The organism is Eubacterium multiforme (assembly GCF_030813415.1).
In the GTDB taxonomy this organism is placed as follows: Bacteria; Bacillota; Clostridia; order Clostridiales; family Clostridiaceae; genus Clostridium; species Clostridium multiforme.
In genome coordinates this window covers 48980-63546 of the sequence record NZ_JAUSUF010000010.1, presented here as the reverse complement: position 1 = coordinate 63546, position 14567 = coordinate 48980, and the positions used below count along the sequence as shown (strand labels likewise).

Annotated in this window: 15 protein-coding genes and 1 other annotated feature; of the genes, 14 read left to right on the top strand and 1 reads right to left on the bottom strand. The window is 27.1% G+C overall.

Annotation, left to right across the window (positions count from 1 at the left end; translation table 11 throughout):
* Positions 1–21: 21 nt before the first annotated feature.
* From J2S18_RS12205 to J2S18_RS12175, 7 genes are all read left to right on the top strand, one after another.
* Positions 22–552, top strand: a complete 531-nt coding sequence (locus tag J2S18_RS12205) for a DUF1949 domain-containing protein (RefSeq protein ID WP_307487242.1) — start codon at positions 22–24, stop codon at positions 550–552.
* A gap of 168 nt (positions 553–720) precedes the next feature.
* The gene (locus J2S18_RS12200) at positions 721–2643 is read left to right on the top strand and encodes a PrkA family serine protein kinase (RefSeq protein ID WP_307487241.1); all 1923 of its coding nucleotides are present in this window, start codon (positions 721–723) and stop codon (positions 2641–2643) included.
* Between the two features lie 10 nt (positions 2644–2653).
* Complete coding sequence (yhbH, locus tag J2S18_RS12195) at positions 2654–3835, top strand: sporulation protein YhbH (RefSeq protein ID WP_307487239.1); 1182 nt, start codon at positions 2654–2656, stop codon at positions 3833–3835.
* Between the two features lie 6 nt (positions 3836–3841).
* Positions 3842–5227: a SpoVR family protein gene (locus tag J2S18_RS12190; protein ID WP_307487238.1), complete on the top strand. Its 1386-nt coding sequence runs from the start codon at positions 3842–3844 to the stop codon at positions 5225–5227.
* 47 nt (positions 5228–5274) lie between these two features.
* Complete coding sequence (locus tag J2S18_RS12185; RefSeq protein ID WP_307487237.1) at positions 5275–5811, top strand: rubrerythrin family protein; 537 nt, start codon at positions 5275–5277, stop codon at positions 5809–5811.
* Positions 5812–5830: 19 nt separating this feature from the next.
* Positions 5831–6091, top strand: coding sequence for a hypothetical protein (locus tag J2S18_RS12180; protein WP_307487235.1), 261 nt, complete (start codon positions 5831–5833; stop codon positions 6089–6091).
* A gap of 109 nt (positions 6092–6200) precedes the next feature.
* Positions 6201–6581 (top strand): hypothetical protein, encoded by a 381-nt coding sequence (locus J2S18_RS12175; protein WP_307487234.1) that lies wholly within the window; start codon positions 6201–6203, stop codon positions 6579–6581.
* A gap of 35 nt (positions 6582–6616) precedes the next feature.
* On the opposite strand, the gene pssA is transcribed toward J2S18_RS12175, so the two are convergent.
* Complete coding sequence (pssA, locus tag J2S18_RS12170; protein WP_307487232.1) at positions 6617–7153, bottom strand: CDP-diacylglycerol--serine O-phosphatidyltransferase; 537 nt, start codon at positions 7151–7153, stop codon at positions 6617–6619.
* 212 nt (positions 7154–7365) lie between these two features.
* Between pssA and J2S18_RS12165 the strand changes: the two genes are divergently transcribed.
* The 7 genes from J2S18_RS12165 (at position 7366) to J2S18_RS12135 (ending at position 14564) form a co-directional block, all read left to right on the top strand.
* A complete protein-coding gene (locus J2S18_RS12165; RefSeq protein ID WP_307487231.1) occupies positions 7366–8247 on the top strand; it encodes a YegS/Rv2252/BmrU family lipid kinase in 882 nt (293 codons plus the stop codon).
* 382 nt (positions 8248–8629) lie between these two features.
* Positions 8630–9898 carry a magnesium transporter gene (locus J2S18_RS12160; RefSeq protein WP_307487230.1) on the top strand — a complete coding sequence of 423 codons (1269 nt, stop codon included), beginning with the start codon at positions 8630–8632 and terminating at the stop codon, positions 9896–9898.
* Between the two features lie 348 nt (positions 9899–10246).
* Entirely contained in the window at positions 10247–10681 is a 435-nt protein-coding gene (locus J2S18_RS12155; RefSeq protein ID WP_307487228.1) for a methylglyoxal synthase, read from the top strand.
* Positions 10682–10878: 197 nt separating this feature from the next.
* Positions 10879–11121 (top strand) — a binding site (T-box leader).
* Between the two features lie 117 nt (positions 11122–11238).
* Positions 11239–12144, top strand: a complete 906-nt coding sequence (gene cysK, locus J2S18_RS12150; RefSeq protein WP_307487226.1) for a cysteine synthase A — start codon at positions 11239–11241, stop codon at positions 12142–12144.
* Positions 12145–12189: 45 nt separating this feature from the next.
* Complete coding sequence (epsC, locus tag J2S18_RS12145; protein WP_307487225.1) at positions 12190–12774, top strand: serine O-acetyltransferase EpsC; 585 nt, start codon at positions 12190–12192, stop codon at positions 12772–12774.
* A gap of 43 nt (positions 12775–12817) precedes the next feature.
* Complete coding sequence (gene queG, locus J2S18_RS12140; protein ID WP_370873850.1) at positions 12818–13798, top strand: tRNA epoxyqueuosine(34) reductase QueG; 981 nt, start codon at positions 12818–12820, stop codon at positions 13796–13798.
* A 58-nt stretch (positions 13799–13856) separates the two neighbouring features.
* Positions 13857–14564: a lysophospholipid acyltransferase family protein gene (locus J2S18_RS12135; RefSeq protein WP_307487222.1), complete on the top strand. Its 708-nt coding sequence runs from the start codon at positions 13857–13859 to the stop codon at positions 14562–14564.
* Positions 14565–14567: the final 3 nt, after the last annotated feature.

Here is a 14567-nt window from a genome sequence, read left to right as displayed (position 1 = left end):
TAAGAAATAGAGGTGGTAAATTTGATAGCTATTGATAATTTTGTTTTTGATTCAATGAAGAGGTTAGAAGATTTAAAGCCTTATAATTGTTTAGATATAAGATCATATAAGAAAAATAGAAAAGTGATAATAGAAAAGTTAGAAAATAAATATAATCTTTATGAATATGGATTTCATAAAGAAGAATTTAAAGATTTATCAAAAGAGGAACTTAAAAAATTATTAAAGACTATAGAAAAAAGAGAATTTCCAAGAAGTAATAAACTTAGGTTTTATATATTAGATTCAATAGATAGTAGTGTTTGTCGTGCAAATTATAGAGAAGAGATAGAGGAGGATTTAGAGGAAGAAAAGATAGGGGTATTTTTAGAGTGTTCATATAATATGTTTGCTCCAATAAAAAATATAATTGAGGAAAATAATGATGAAATAAAAAATTCAAATTTTTCAAATAATGTTACTATAGAAGCATTATTATCAGAGAACACATATAAAAAAATAAAAAATTTTATAAAAGATAAACTAAATATAAGTATGTACACTTATTACTAAAATATAACCTTAAAATATTTATTAGATAAATTTAAATTTAAAATAGACCCTTCAAATAAAAATTAAAAATATAAAAAAGAATTAGAAAGTTTACATTTCTAATTCTTTTTTTTGTCATAGATTAGTGAATTACATGAATATATTTTATTAAAGGGAGGGGTTTAGAATATGGACTTTAAAGAATTTATTCAAATTGATAGAGAAAGTAGAGAAAAGGAAAAATTTAATGGTAACTTTTTAGACTACTTGGAAATAGTAAAGGAAAATCCAGATATAGCAAAACTTTCTCATAAGAGATTATATGACATTATAAAAAAAGAGGGAGTTGAAACACTAAAAGGGGAAGAAAATTATAAAGTAAAAAGAATTTATGGAAATGACGTTATAAGAAAGTATGGATTTTTTAAGGACGATTTTTTTGGAATTGATAAAGTATTAATGAAATTAGTTAATTATTTTCATTCAGCAGCAATGAAAGGGGAAGAAGCAAGACAAGTTTTATATTTAGTTGGGCCTGTTGGTGCTGGTAAATCATCTTTAGTTGAATCTTTAAAGAAAGCTTTAGAAGGTTGTGAATCAATTTATAGCATTAAAGGGTGTCCAATGCATGAAGAACCACTTCATTTAATTCCTAAACATTTAAGACCAGAATTTGAAAATCTTTTAGGAGTTAAAATTGAAGGAGATCTTTGTCCAGTATGTAAATACAGACTTGTTAATGAATATGATGGAAAATATGAAGAGATGCCAATTGAAAAGAAAGGTTTCTCAATAAGATCAAGAAAAGGAATTGGAGTTGTACCTCCAGTTGATCCAAATAATCAAGATACTTCTATTCTTACAGGATCAATTGATATTTCAAAAATGGATATGTATCCAGAGGATGACCCTAGAATATTTTCATTAAATGGAGCTTTTAATGTAGGTAATAGAGGAATGGTTGAATTTATAGAAGTATTTAAAAATGATGTTGAATATCTTCATACAATTATTACAGCAACTCAAGAAAAGTCAGTTCCATCACCAGGTAAAGGTTCTATGATTTATTTTGATGGAGTAATTGTTGCTCATTCAAATGAAGCTGAGTGGAATAAATTTAAAGCAGACCATACAAATGAAGCTATATTAGATAGAATAGTTAAAATTGAAGTTCCTTACTGTTTAGAACTTGATGAGGAAGTTAAAATCTACAAAAAAATATTAAAAAAGAGCAGCTTTAATGCTCACATTGCACCTCATACAATTGATATAGCAGCAATGTTTGCAATTCTTTCAAGACTTACTGCTTCAAATAAAGTTGATCCAATTACTAAACTTAAAATTTATAATGGAGAGGAAATAGTTGAAAAGGGATCAACAAAGAGAATTGATATAGGAGAACTTAGGGAAGAAGCAGGTTCTTATGAAGGTATGAAGGGAATATCAACAAGATTTATAATTAAAGCAATTGATAATGCCCTTTCAAATTCAGAGCATAATTGTATTAATCCTTTAAGTATTATGGAAAGTATAATTAAATCAGTTAAGGAGATGGATATTTCCTCTGATGATAAAAAACGTTATTTAGGATTTATACAAGATACAGTTAGAAAAGAATATAACAAAATTTTAGAAAAAGAAATTACAAAGGCATTTATTCATTCCTTTAGAGAACAGGCAGAAAGTCTTTTCAATAATTATATTGATAATGCTGAAGCTTTTGTAAATAAGAGCAAAATAAAAGATTCTTCAACTGGAGAGGAATTAAATCCAGATGAAGAGTTTATGAGAAGTATAGAGGAACAAATTGGAGTTTCAGAATCATCAGCAAAAGGATTTAGGGCAGATGTTACATCTTATATGTTCTATTTAGTTAGAAATGGTGGAATGATTAATTATACATCTTATGAACCTATTAAAGAGGCAATTGAAAAGAAGCTTATGGCATCTGTTAAGGATCTTTCAAGAATAATTACAAAATCAAGAGTTAGAGATAAAGAGCAAACTGAAAAATATAATGCTATGGTAGATGAAATGCAAAAGAATGGCTATTGCCTACATTGCTGTGATGTGATTTTAAAATATGCAGCTAATAATCTTTGGAAGGACTAGCTAAAGTCTTATGGCAATCTTTAGAGATAACACAATAAATCCTGTAGAACATGATAGGTCTATTGAAGATAGAAGAAGACATAGGCAATTAGTGGAAAAGTCCATTAAGGAAAATTTAGGAGATATTTTATCAGAAGAAAGCATTATTGGAGAAGGAAAAAATAAAAAATTTAAAATTCCTATAAGGGGAATAAAAGAATATCAGTTTGTTTATGGTAGAAACTCTAAGGGAGTTGCAACAGGAACTGGAGAAGAAAAGCGTGGAGATAAAATAGGTTCTGGAAAACCAGGACAAGGAAAAGGTAATAAGGGAGCAGGAAATTCTCCTGGAGATGATATTTATGATACAGAAATAACTTTAGAAGAATTACTTGAGTATATAGCAGAGGAAATTAATCTTCCAAATTTAGATAGAAAAAAATATTCTGAAATAATATCAGAAAGTGCAGGAAAGAGAAGTGGATACCAAAGATATGGTATAAGACCAAGACTTGCAAAAAAGAAAACTGTAATGTCAAAGATTGCAAGAAAACAAGGTAAGAAACGTGCGTTAATTGAAGCTGGAATACCAAGAGATGAGGCTAAGCTTCATAGATTTCCTTTTAGAGAAGAGGATTTAAGATTTTATAGAGTTAAACAAAAGCCAAAAAGGGAAAGTAATGCAGTTATGATATTTATAATGGATGTTTCAGGATCTATGGATAGTACAAAAAAATATTTAGCAAGGTCTTTATTCTTTGTACTATCTAGATTTTTAAGGAGAAAATATAATAATTTAGCCTTTGAATTTATATCTCATACTACAGTTGCAAAAAGAGTTAATGAATATGAATTTTTCCACAAGGCAGAATCAGGAGGAACTTATATATCAAGTGGAATTAATTTAGCTTTAGAGGTTATAAAAAAAGATTATCCAAAGGAAATGTGGAATATTTATCCTGTTTACGCCAGTGATGGTGATAACTGGACAGAGGATAATGAAAAGGCAATGAAGGCAGTTAAAGAATTATGTGATGTAAGTAATAGATTTGGATATGCAGAGTTACTTCCATCAACATATTCAACAACAATGTATTATAGATTTAATAAAGAAATTAAAGAAGAAAATTTTACTCCTGTTGTTGTTAAAGAGAAGAAAGATTTATGGGAAGCTTTAAAGTTTATGCTTAGTGAGGAGCTTAAGGAGGAGTAGGTTGCTTTGGAATATAATTTAAAGGATTTAGAAAAGTGGAATGAGAAAATAGAAAAAAAAGCTAAAGAATTAGGATTAAACTACTACCCTCAAGAATTTGAAGTAATAGGATTTAATGAAATGATAGGATATGAGGCATATGTAGGTATGCCTTCTAAATATCCTCATTGGAGTTATGGAAAATCTTATGAGAAAAATAAAACTTTATACTCATTAAATTTAACAGGATTACCTTATGAGATGGTAATAAACTCAAATCCTTGTTTAGCTTATCTTATGAAGGATAATACATTATTACTTCAAATATTAACAATGGCTCATGTTTATGGACATAATGACTTTTTTAAAAATAATAGATTATTTAAAGAGGGAACAAGGGCAGATATGTCTCTTGAAATGTTTAAACTAGATTCAGAAATAATTAGAAGTTATATAAACAATCCTTCCATTGGATATGATAAGGTAGAAAAAGTTTTAGATGCAGCCCATGCCATTAGATATAGTATAGGAAGAAGTATTGGAGTTCGTGAGCTAAAGGATGAGGAAATAAGACTTAGAAGAATTAATGATTATAAAGAAAAAATAGCAAATAGAGAATTTTTAGATATGGATAAGGAAATTTCTGAGCCAGAAATAGATAAGATTCCATTAGAGCCAAGGGATGATGTATTTGGTTTTATAATTGAATATGGAAAATTAGAGGACTGGGAAAAAAATATTTTAAAAATAGTTAAAAGGGAAACTGAATATTTCTTGCCACAAATTGAAACAAAAACAATGAATGAAGGATGGGCATGTTTTTGTCATTATACAATTTTAAGGGAACTTGGACTTTCAGAAGATCTTTATCTTGAATTTTTAAAAAGACATAATGATGTTGTAGCTCCAATAGAGGGGAGACTTAATCCTTATTATATTGGATTTAAAATATTTATGGATTTAGAAAAAAGATATGGAAGAGAAAAGATTTTTGAAGTGAGGGCTTTAGATAGAGATTCTTCATTTATAAGAAGGTATTTAACAAAGGAACTTTGCGTGGAACTTAATTTATTTCAATATGGAAAGAGAAATTTTGATTTTGTAGTTGAAGAAGTTTCTGATGATAGAGGATGGAAAAGTATTAGAGATAATTTAGCTTTATCATTAGGAATTGGAGGAATACCTCATATAAGAGTTATAGATTTAAATAAGAAAGATTATACATTAACTTTAGAACATGTATTTGATGGAAGAGAATTAGAATTATCTTATGCAAAGGAGACTTTAAGATATTTAGGAAAACTTTGGGGTTATAGAGTTAGACTAAATACTAAAGATAGGGCAGGAGAAGAATTTACATTAATTTGTGATAATGGAAAAGTTGCTATTTCTGAAGGTAACAAATTTCATTAAAAATGAATAAGTTATAAATTATAGTAATGATTACTTAGGAGTATATTTTGAATTTAAAAGGAAGTAAAACAGAAAAAAATCTTTATAAAACTTTTTCAGGAGAATCAAGAGCTAGAGGGAAATATAATCTTTATGCAGAAAAAGCAAGAGAAGAAGGATATAGATGGGTTGGAGAAATATTTGATGAAACAGCAGAAAATGAATATGCTCATTCAAGGGAAGCATTTAAGAGATATCTTAAAAAAATCAATAGTACTGAAGATAATTTAATGGATGCAGCTTATTTTGAAAATGAAGAAAGTGAAAGTATATATAAAGAGTTTGAGGATGTAGCAAGGGAAGAAGGCTTTGAAGAAATTGCAAAATTTTATAAAGAACTTAGAGAAGTTGAAGAGAGCCATAAAAAAAGATTTTTAACTCTTTGTGAGAAAATAAGAACAGATACTATGTTTAAATCTGACAAAGTAACTTACTGGCAATGTATGAATTGTGGATATATTCATGAAGGAACAGAAGCACCACTTATATGTCCGTTATGTAAGTATAAGAGGGAATATTTTAAACCATATTGCAAGGTAAAGTAAGATTTTAGGAGGAAGATATATGTATTGTAGATATCCAGAAGGAGGAGATTTCTTTTTTGAAATGGATGAAAGTGAAATAGTTAACTTTGAAGAATTAGTGAATTTTGAGGAGTTAATTGATTTTGATGAAAATTATAGAGATATGGATAAAAAATATTGTAAGGATAATAAAAATATGAGCTGTGAAATGCATATTAAATCAAATAAAGAATATCCAATTGATCTAAAAAAATGGCTTAAGACAGATGAGGAATATGCAAAGGAGATTACTTCTAAATAAAAATAGTCGGCACTTTTATTAGTGCCGACTATTTATTTTAAAATGTAATAAAATAAATAATAAATTAATATTATAAAATATATCAGTATATTTAAGTGGAAGGAATATTATGCACGAAAAAGTAATGGCATCGCATTTTGATGACCTTGTAAAACTTACAGATTTATTAAAAAGGTATGTAGATTCATATAGACTTTTAGTTGCAGGTGCATCAGAACTTAATACAATATCTGAAAGAAGAACAAAGGAAGTTGAAAGTGCTGTAGATAGAGTTAATGAAATAGGCGGGGTTATTGATGATTTACTTAATGTAATAGAAAAGTATCAAGAAAGTTATTTAAGGTATAGTAAGCTTAAAAATGATATAGTTACAACAAATTATGAAAAAGGAAAAATAAAAAATGGACTTACAGAAGTTATTCAAACAGAAATAAATAATGAACTTAATTTTTTTAATGATCCACACCATAAAAGGGAGGATGAAAAATAAAATATCCCAGGTAATAGAAACCTGGGATATAAAAATTATAATTTCTTTAATTTTAAATTACTTACCATTAAATATGATCCTAAAATCATTAATATTGCTGGTATTATTGTATTAATATTTTCTATTTTAATATAAATTGCTATAATTGCAAAAAATGCCATGAAACAACCTGCAATTGTAATAGGTATTCCTGTAAATACACCATTAAATGTAGATATGTTGTATCTAGCTAATCTAAAAGCTCCACAAATTGGGAAAGCTAAAAGGATTATGTAACCTAATAGTCCTAATGGACCAAATTCTTTTAAATTAAATAAAGAATATATTAAAAGTGAAGGAGCAACTCCAAATGATACAAGATCAGCTAAAGAATCTAATTCTTTACCAACTTCACTTGACACTTGTAAATATCTAGCAATCCTTCCATCATATCTGTCTACTAAACCTGCTAGCAATATCAGTATAGCAGCTTGAATATATTTTCCTCCATCAGTGAAAGTTGATAAAATTGATAAAACTCCACATGATAAATTAATAAAGGTAAATATATTAGGAATACAACTTTTTTTCATATAACCACTCCTAAAAATCATAAATAACTTACAATAAGTAATTATAGCATACAAATTATTATATTACTAAGGATAAAAAAAGATTTAAGAAAAAATTTAGGTACTATTAATTGTAAGTTTATAATGGATTTATCATGTTTTTAAATTAGTAGACAATGTAAAAAGTGACAGGTATAATATAAATTAATGCTATAACAAGGAGGAATATGATAATGAAAAAAGTACGTTTCATTTATAATCCCTATTCTGGAGAAAATGCAATAATAAATGAACTAGATAATGTTATAAAAATTCATCATAAAGCAGGATATCAGATAGTTCCATATAGAATAAGCAGAGAACAAGAAACAATTGAAGCTTTAGATTGTATTGATGAAAGTTATTCATATGTTCTTATAGCAGGAGGGGATGGAACAGTAGATACTGTTTTAAATGCAATGATGAAAAGAAATATAAAACTTCCAATAGCAATACTTCCAGTTGGAACAGCAAATGACTTTGGTAAGTTTTTGGAGATGCCTAGTAATATAAAAGAGGCATGTAATAGAATAATTAAGTCAAAACCACAAAAAGTGGATATTGGTAAAATAAATGATAAATATTTTATAAATGTTGCAAGTACAGGACTTTTCACTGATATATCACAAAAAACTGATGTACATCTTAAAAATGCAATAGGAAAGCTAGCATATTATATTAAGGGGTTAGAAGAATTACCTAATTTTAGAAGACTTAAAGTAAATTTAAAATCGAAACAATATAATTATGATGGAGAAATGTACTTATTATTATTATTTAATGGAAAGACAGCAGGAAATTTAAATTTAGCAACTAAAGCAGATGCACAAGATGGTATGCTTGATTTAATTTTATTTAAAGCTGTACCATTAATTGAACTTTTACCACTTTTCTTAAAGGTTTTAAGGGGAGATCATTTAGATTCAGAAAAGGTAGTTTATTTTAAAACAGATGATGTTTTAATTGAATGCGACGAAGATATTGTTACGGATATAGATGGAGAAAAGGGACCAGAGTTTCCATTAAGAGTTCAATGTATAAAAGATGGTATAGAAATTTTAGGATTAAAAGAATAAATGAAAACTCTCATAAAATTATGAGGGTTTTTTTTATGATATTTATATTTTATATATAAATTATAGATTAATTATGAAAAGTTGTTGCCTTTTTTAATGAATATAATATAATAAAAATGTAGATATACTTTATTGTTAAAACTAACTAAGGTTTTGTTATGTGCAAAACCATTTTTTATTGTGCAATAATTTATAAGATTTTAAGAAATAAGGATGGTGTTTTTAGATGGAGGCTGGACCTCAGTTGGGCGATAAACCAAAACTCAATAACATGTCTTAGAGTAAAACCTCTATTTAAATTTAAAAAGATAGATACTGTTAATTTAAGTGGATAGTTTTATTTAGGTTTCTCTAAGACAATAGAGGGGAGATAAACTATTTTATGAAACAATTAACAGTTTTTTTATACACTAATATATTAGGTAATAAAATATATGATGAATTCAATGATGTTATGGGAACATTAAAGGATGTTTATGTAACTACTGAAGATGGATATCCAAGAATAATAGGATATAAAGTTAAAAAGGATGGTTCCATTTATCATTATGAATTTAGAGATATTAATTTTTATGATAATGATGGAAAGGTAGTCATCAAAACAAAGGGAAGTAAAGAAATACTTCCAAGAACTTATAGCTACCTTTTATCTAGGCATCTTTTAGATAAAAAGATAGTAGATATAAATGGTAAGCAAGTTGTTAGAGTTGATGATTTAAGAATAGCAAAAATTGCAGGAGAGTACAGAGTTGTTGCAGTAGAAACTGGTCCCCTTGCTAAATACAGAAGAATGGGAATAGGTTGGCTTGCAAAATTTGTTTATAAAATAATAGGAAAAAATTATGATGATACAGTTTTAATGTGGGATGATGTTGAATCCTTAGAAATGATAAATAATAATTTAAAACTTCAAGTACCTTATCAAAAACTTTCAAAACTTCACCCAGCAGACCTTGCAGATATATTAGAGGAACTAGATAGTAAATCAAGAAGACAAGTATTTGAATCCCTTGATGAAGATTTAGCAGCAGATGCTTTAGAAGAATTAGAACAAGAATATAAAGGTAAGATAATTAAAGAATTATCAGAAGTTAAGGCAGCAGAACTTTTAGAAAATATGCCAAGTGATGAAATTGCAGACCTTTTAGATGAACTTGATGAAGAAGAGAGAGAAAAAATATTAATTAATCTTGAAAAAGAGGATGCAGATGAAGTAAAGGAACTTCTAGAATATGAAGATGAAACAGTTGGTAGTATAATGGCAAAGGATTTTATTTCTCTTAATTTGGATATAACAGTTAAAGAAACTGTTGATATATTAAAGGAAATGGAACCAGATGAAGAAGTTATGTATTATATTTATATAACAGATAAGGAAGATAAACTTCAAGGTATAATTTCTTTAAGAGATTTAATTTTAAGTGATGGTAGTAAAAAATTAAAAGAAATAATGGAAGATGATTTTAATGTATTAAAACATGAAGATGATATTGAAGAAGCAATTGAACTTGCAAACAAATATGATCTTTTATCAGTACCTGTTGTAGATGAAGATGATAGATTAGTTGGTATAGTTATAATTCATGATATTGTAGATGAATATTTATATCCATTATGGAAAAAGAAAAATAAAAAAGCAAAAGAAAAATAAGAATTGTAATAACTTTTTATAATTAGGATGATTTAAAAATCTTAATTATAAAAAGTTTTTTTATTATCTATAAGATTTAAATTAATATTAGCTAAAAGGTATATTGGATTAAAATAAAAAAGTAAAAGAATATGGAATTTCATAAATATTCAAGAAAAGGCATTTTTGTGTTATAATTATGTAAATGTTTAAATATGATATTGATTGGCAAATCGGTTTAATAAAATCTAAAGGTATATTTTAAACTAATGTTATTTTTAATTAATTCCTTTAGAAATATTTAAATCATTTTTAGAAATTAATATAAGTTTTAACAAGATAAAATAATTTTGAGGGGAGAAAATAATAGTGAAGGTAACAATTAAAAAGAAAAAGAACATAGCATTAATAGCTCATGATAACAAAAAGAAAGAGCTAATAGAATGGGCAAAGGAACATATGGAAATATTAAAGGAACATAACCTTTGTGGAACAGGAACTACAGCAAAACTTATTGCAAAAGAAACAGGACTTAAAGTTCATCCATATAAAAGTGGTCCTATTGGAGGAGATCAGCAAATAGGTGCTGCAATAATAAATGGAGAAGTTGATTTTATGATATTTTTCTGGGATCCACTTACAGCAATGCCTCATGATCCAGATGTTAAAGCTTTATTTAGAATTGGAGTATTATATGATATACCAGTAGCAATGAATAGAGCAACATCAGATTTCTTACTTAAATCTTCTCTTATAGATAAAGAATATGTAAGAACTACAATGGAAGATGATGTAACATTTTAAATTTTAGATAGCTTTTATAAAATAAGGATTTTTTTAATTACTAAATTTAAAATATTTAGTTTTTAGGAAAATTCTTTTTTTATTTTAGAAAAAAATTTTTAATTTTTAAAACATATTATATAAAATTAAAAAAAGTGTTGACAATAAATAAAGAAAGAATATAATAATAAATATAAAACATATCAGAATACTCGGAATTAAAAACTGAGAAGAAGGAAAGTAATATAAAGGAAGATTACAGAGAGAAAAGATTGCTGAGAACTTTTCATCAAGAATTTATATGAAGTGCCCTTTGGAGTTGAAAACCAGAAAAGTTATAGTAAGGTTATCCGGAATCACCCGTTATAGTGATAAAGTATATTAATGTGCTTGAATTGAGTTGAAATTAGTTTTTACTAATTTAATTAGAGTGGAACCGCGGATTTTACTTCGTCTCTATAATTTTAGAGAAGGAGTTTTTTTTATATTTAAAAATAATATAAAAATTATTAATTGTTAATTTTACTAGTAAATAAAATTTGAAATTTAAAATAAAATAAAAAAATGGAGGAATTAATATGATTTACAATAGTAGTTTAGAAATGATTGGAAATACACCAATACTTAAAATTAAAAATACTGAAGATAATATGGCTGATGTTTATGTAAAACTTGAAAAATTTAATGTTGGAGGAAGTGTTAAAGATAGAGCTGCTCTTGGAATGATTGAAAAAGCTGAAAAATTAGGACTTTTAAAAGAAGGGTCAGTTATAGTAGAACCAACAAGTGGAAATACAGGAATTGCCCTTGCTATGATAGGAAGATTAAAGGGATATAAAGTTATAATAGTTATGCCAGATACAATGAGTGAGGAAAGAAGAGCATTAATAAAAGCTTATGGAGCAGAACTTATTTTAACAGATGGAAGTAAGGGAATGAAAGGTGCAATTGAAAAAGCAGAGGAGCTTTCAAAAAAAGATGGATACTTTATACCACAACAATTTGAAAATATAGCAAATCCAGAAAAACATTATGAAACTACAGCAGAAGAAATTCTAAAGGATATTCCAAATTTAGATGTATTTGTTGCAAGTGTAGGTACAGGAGGAACTGTTACAGGAATTTCTAAGAAGTTAAAAGAAAATATAAAAGGACTTAAAACAGTTGCAGTAGAACCAAAAAATTCAGAAGTTTTACAAGGTGGAAAACCGGGGCCACATAAAATTCAAGGAATTGGAGCAGGATTTATTCCTTCAATATATAAAGAGGAATATGTAGATGAAATTAGAAGTGTAACTGATGATGAAGCTTTTAAAGCTGCTAAAGAATTTGCAGTAAATGAAGGAGTTTTAATTGGTATTTCAGCTGGAAGTGCTTTATCTGTAGCAATTCAAGTTGCAAAGGAACTTGGAAAAGGAAAGAAAGTTTTAGCAATTGCACCAGATGGAGGAGAGAAGTATATATCAATGGGATTATATGATTAAATAAAATCCATTAAAATAAGTTTAATAAAAAGGGGGAGCCCCGCTGTGTTTAAAAATTTAAAATATGATTTAAATAGAATATTAGAAGAAGATCCAGCAGCTAGAAGTAAAATAGAAGTATTTTTATTATATCCATGTGTTAATGCCTTAATAGTTTATAGACTAGCTCATAAGTTATATAATCATAAATTCTTTTTTCTAGCAAGATTAATATCTCAATTAAGTAGATTTTTTACAGGAATAGAAATACATCCAGGTGCAAAAATAGGTAAGGGATTATTTATTGACCATGGAATGGGTGTTGTAATTGGAGAGACAGCAGAAGTTGGAGATAATGTTACAATATATCATGGAGTAACATTAGGTGGAACTGGAAAAGATAAAGGCAAGAGACATCCAACTGTAGGGAATAATGTTATAATAGGAGCTGGAGCTAAAGTTTTAGGACCTATTTATATAGGTGATAATGTGAAAATTGGAGCTAATTCAGTTGTATTAAAAAATATTAATAATAATTCTACTGCTGTAGGAATACCAGCTAAGATTATAAAAAAGACAGAAGCAAAAATAATAGAAATAAAAAATGTTAAAGGTGAAGGCAAAAGAATATATAATGATATGGTGATTTAAAATTAATTACTTTAGGAGAAAATAAAATAGAATGAGTAAAGGCATGGAAAAGAGAAGAAAAATATTAGAATTTTGCAAAACCTTAAATTTAGATTTAATTGGTTTTATAAAATGCAGAGATTTTGAAGAACTTAGAGAATTCTATAATAATAGAAAGAAACTTTCTTTAGAAAATGAATTTGAAGAGAAAGACATAGATAAAAGAATAAAACCAAATATTTATATGGAAGAGGGAAAGACTATAATTTCTATAGCTTTCCCTTATGCTACTTCTGAAAGTTTTTGTGATAATGGTTTTTCAGTATATACAAAGGGACTAGATTATCATAGAGTTGTTCATTCTTATTTAGAAAAAATATGTGAATTTATTAAAGAGTTAGGTGGGGAGTCAGTTGCCCTTGTAGATAGCAATAGTTTACCTGAAAGATATATTGGGGCTCTTTCTGGAATTGGATTTATAGGTAAAAATAATATGCTTATTACAAAGGAATATGGATCCTATGTTTTTTTAGGGGAAATAATAACTGATTTAGAAATTTATGAGGAAGATAAAACTAATTTTAATAATATAAATAAATATTATGAATGCAAAGAATGTAATATTTGCTTTAAGGAATGCCAAACAAAATCAATAAATTCATTTAGAAAAAATCCAAATATTTGTTTATCTTATTTAACTCAAAAGAAAGATTTAAGTGATAAGGAAATTAATTTGTTAAATGGAAGAATTTTTGGATGCGACAGCTGTCAAATGAAGTGTCCTTATAATGAGAATGCTAAAGTTACTAAATTAAAAGAATTTAAAATAGAGGAATTTATGAAATTTGATAATGAAGATTTTATAATAAATCTTAAAAATGCAGATTTTAAAAATACTTATAAAATTACTTCCTGTGGCTGGAGAGGAAAAAACACCTTAATAAGAAATGCAATAATAAGAAAAGTAAAATATAAGAAGGAAGATATAGGAGATATAAAAAGTGAGTCTCCTTATATTAATAGTTATATAGATAGACTTTTATAAATAACTAGAATATAATATATTTTAGATTAATATATTTAGGAAGTAGGTGGAATATCTTATGTTATCACCATTTATGGCGAAAATTATAGGAGTATTACCAGAAAATTTAGTTGTGTTTGCTGGCAAAAAAATAACAGATGGATACATAAAAAAACATGCAAATATACAAATTAACGGATATGAAAAATTAAAAAAAATAGATAAACCAATAGTATTTATATGCAATCATTTAAGCAATTCAGATGGATTAGTTTTAAATAAAATATTAAAAAAAGATTTTGATCCATATTTTATAGCGGGAATTAAATTATCAAATGACCCAATAACAAATATAGGAATAAAAATGGTTAAAAATATAACTATAAAGCCTAATACTGCTGATAAGGAAGCAATGACTAAAATGGTTAAGGCAGTAAGGGGTGGAGAAAATATTTTAATTTTCCCAGAAGGTACAAGAAGTAGAACTGGTGCTTTAATTGAAGGAAAGAAGGGAGTATTACTTCTTGCAAAAATTAAAAATGCTACAGTAGTTCCAATTGGAATGAGTGGAACAGATAAACTTTTACCTATATGTTCTGATGGAGATATGGGTGGGGAAGAATGGCAAGATGCAGATGTAACAATTAATTTTGGTGATCCAGTAGTTCTTCCAAAAAAAGAAAAAGAAGAAACTAAGCATGAGTATGATGATAGATGTCTTAATGTACTTATGAAGTCTATAGCAAATCTTTTACCTGAAAGTTATAGGGGTGTTTATAAAGATTAGAGG